The sequence below is a fragment of the Saccharomonospora saliphila YIM 90502 genome (assembly GCF_000383795.1).
In the GTDB taxonomy this organism is placed as follows: domain Bacteria; phylum Actinomycetota; class Actinomycetes; order Mycobacteriales; family Pseudonocardiaceae; genus Saccharomonospora; species Saccharomonospora saliphila.
In genome coordinates, this window is record NZ_KB912732.1 from 1 (window position 1) to 3449 (window position 3449).

The following is a 3449-nucleotide window of genomic DNA, read 5'->3' on the forward strand; positions in this document are numbered from 1 at the left end:
TGCCTCGCGCGGGCGGGAGCACGCTCCCGCCGCACGACACACGTCGGGGCCGCCCCCGCCTCGCGGCAGGAACGGCCCCGACATGCCCTGCCCGCCGTCAGGCCGTGCGGCCGCGGCGGTTCTTCAGTTCCGTGAGCCGCTCGTTGAGCAGTTCCTCGAGCTCCGGAATGGAGCGCCGCTCCAGCAGCATGTCCCAATGCGTCCGGGGCGGCTTGGCCTCCTTGGGCTCGGACTGCCCACCGTCGATGATCTCCGACTCGCTGCCGTGCAGGCGGCATTCCCACACCGAGGGGATCTCGGCGTCGTCGGAGAACGGCACCTCGAACTCGTGGTTCTTCGGGCACGAGTACCGTACGGTGCGCCGGGGCGCGAGGTCGTGATTACGGTCGGTTTCGTAACTGACCGCTCCCAACCGGCTTCCACGAAGAACACGGTCGGCCATGATGGGTCCTTTCGGTCGGCTCCGCGCGGGAGCCAGGGTGCTGCACACCCCGTGCAACGAGCCGAGCGGTCGGTTGAATTCCCAACCACCCCCACGTCACGCGGGATGAACCAGCTCACCCGGTTGTAGAACAGCTTGTCTCTCAGGGGAGACCCTCGACGCGATCATGTGACGCGACACGGCCTCCTGTCTCGGTGATCTCACCCACGCGGGCGAGGCTGTGCGGGAAGGCAACCACAGTCACGTCAACTGGAGTTGCCCCGGCCCGGACGCATCCGGTCCCACTTCGCCGAGGCGGAAGTGCCGACGACAAAGTACCTGGTAACGCACCGTAGTCGTCTCCCTCGGCGCGTGTGTCGGCCCCGAGTTCACCTCACCGGCTGACAGCGGCGCGTCACTCGGGCCCACCTCCTGCCCCGGCACCGTGTCCGCCACGACCACCGTCTCACCGGTCCGCAACACCACGCCATCGGCCACCCGCGCGTTGAACCGCCCCGCACGGCCGCACCAGCACAACACCTCCACCTGCACCGGCTCCACCTCGTCGGCCAGCTCCACCAGCCGCCGCGCACCCGGGAACAACTCACCCCGGAAATCGGTCGCGATCCCAAAGCAGTACCCGTCCACGCCCGCGTCGTCGGCCAACTCCGCCAACTGCTCCACCTGCGCGGGGGAGAGGAACTGCGCCTCGTCGACCACCACGTAGTCCACCCCACGTCCGCGCTCCCACGCCCGGCGCACCACCGCCCGCACGTCGGTATCCGAACCCAGCTCGACCGCCCGGCGCGCGATCCCGATCCGGCTGCTGATCCGCGGCAGCCCCGACCGGTCGTGACGCACCAACGACAGCCCCTGCCGTCCCTGCCGCGCCAGGTTGTGATCGATCTGCAACGCCAACGTCGACTTCCCACAGTCCATCGGACCGTGAAAGAACTTCACCCTGCCCACACCCGGCGCCTCCCACCGGCGCGCCGCGGCGGGCGCCGACGACAACGCGTCGGTCGGATCGCCGTCCTCGTCATCCAGCGCAGTCACGGGTCCGCACCCTATCCGCCCGCCCCGAGGCCCTCGCCCCAGTCTCCGCTACCCGGCCTCGGCACACGCCCGGCCGGCCCCGCCTCACAACACCGCGGGCTCCCGGTTACCCGCCGCCGCGATCGCCCGCCGCACCGGAACCAACGCCACCAGCACGAACCCCGCCACGAAGAACACCAGCAACGCCACGATCGCGAACCGGAACGACCCCGTCGCCTGACCCACCGCCGCGAACACCAACGGCCCCAACCACGACGTCCCCCGCTCACCGATCTCATACAGCGAGTAGTACTGCGCCTCCTTACCCGCAGGGATCATCTGGCTGTACAACGACCGCGACAACGCGTTCGTCCCCCCGAGCACCAGCCCGATCCCCGCGGCCACCCCGTAGAACTGGAACTGCGCCCCGGCCTCGACGAAATACGCCGCCGTCAGCACCCCCATCCACACGACGAGACTTCCCAGGATCGTCCGCTTCGCCCCGAAGCGACGCGCCACCAGCCCGTGCGCCATCCCCCCGAGGTAGGCCACGAACTGGATCACCAGGATCGTCGCGATCAGCACCTCGTCGTCGAAGCGCAACTCCTCCTTGCCGTACTGCGCCGACACCGCCACCACCGTCGAAATGCCGTCGGTGTACACTAGATACGCCCCCAGAAACGCCAGCGTCAGCGGGAACGCCCGCGCCGCCCGGACCGTCTGCCGCAGTTCGGCGAACCCGCCCCGCACCACCGACACCCCGTGCTCGGGTCCGTGCGGCGGCTGCCGTTCCCGCAACCGGCGCAACGGGATCACCGTGAACAGCGCCCACCACAGCCCCGAACTCAGAAAACAGATCCGCACCGCGGTCGACTCGGCGATGCCCAGCGCCTCGTGGCCCAGGAAGAACCCCAACTGCAGCGCCAGCGCCACACCACCACCGAGATAACCGAACGCCCACCCCTTCGACGACACCGAGTCCCGCTCGTCCGGCGTGGCGATGTCCGGCAGGAACGAGTAGTACGTCACCAGCGAGGCGCCATAACCGATATTGCCCAGCATGTACAGCGCCACCCCCAGCTCCCACCGCCCCTCGGCAACGAAGAACAGCAACGCCGAGGCCGCCGACCCCAAGAACGCGAAGAACCCCAGAATCCGCTTCTTGTACTGGCTGCGGTCGGCGATCGCTCCCGTCACCGGCAGCACCAGCACCTGGATCGCCGTGGCCGCCGCCAGCAGATACCCCCACAACGACCCCGCGGGAAACACCAGCCCGAACAAGCTGATATCGCAGTTGTGCAGATTGTTCGGCGCCCCGTCCGGACCCACACACGGCCGCGGCCCGTTGCGCGCCGTGTCGGTCCGGGCGTCCTCCGCGGCCACCGTGCTCATGTACAGCGCGCCGAACACGGTGATCACCGACGTGTAGAACGTCGAGTTCGCCCAGTCGTAGAAATACCAGCCACGCTGCTCACGCCGACGCTCACGGGCATCGGCGGTGGGGGAGGGACCGCTCGGCACGGTGGACATGACCGGCTCCTGCACGATGATCGAATGCTGTGGTCAGCGGAGACTACTCGCTTCCGCCCACACCGCGCGGCGACACCGGTGACGCGCCGGTGAACATCCCACGACGGCACCCGACCGGCACCCGCGCCGCGCCCCGTCGGCGTCAGCCGCTCTGCGGCCACCCCCCGCGCTCACGCAGCAACTCCCGCAGCAGATCCGGCCGGTCGGTCACGATGCCCTGCACCCCCAGATCCAGCAGCGACCGCATCTGCTCCGGATCGTCGATGGTCCAGGTGTGCACCTCCACACCCACCCGGCGCGCCGCCCGCACGAACGCCTTGTCCACCACGGTGAGCGGACCGTGCCGCAACGGAACCTGCGCCATGGCCCCCCGCGCGAGCAGGCCCAGCCGCGACAGCGGCAGCCAGCCCTCGGCGCGCAGCAACGCCGCCGAGCGCGGCCCCAACGACGTCGCCAGCCTCGG

At 69.6% G+C, this 3449-nt stretch carries 4 protein-coding genes; all 4 read right to left on the minus strand.

The window, feature by feature from the left end:
• Positions 1–97: 97 nt before the first annotated feature.
• Positions 98–442: an RNA polymerase-binding protein RbpA gene (locus SACSA_RS0120740; protein WP_019819788.1), complete on the minus strand. Its 345-nt coding sequence runs from the start codon at positions 440–442 to the stop codon at positions 98–100.
• 240 nt (positions 443–682) lie between these two features.
• Positions 683–1477, minus strand: coding sequence for a thymidine kinase (locus SACSA_RS0120745; RefSeq protein ID WP_019819789.1), 795 nt, complete (start codon positions 1475–1477; stop codon positions 683–685).
• Positions 1478–1561: 84 nt separating this feature from the next.
• On the minus strand, positions 1562–2986 hold the full coding sequence (locus SACSA_RS0120750; protein ID WP_019819790.1) for an MFS transporter: 1425 nt from the start codon (positions 2984–2986) through the stop codon (positions 1562–1564).
• A 142-nt stretch (positions 2987–3128) separates the two neighbouring features.
• The coding region (locus SACSA_RS27100; RefSeq protein ID WP_019819791.1) for a glycerophosphodiester phosphodiesterase family protein at positions 3129–3449 on the minus strand (321 nt) is incomplete at its 5' end.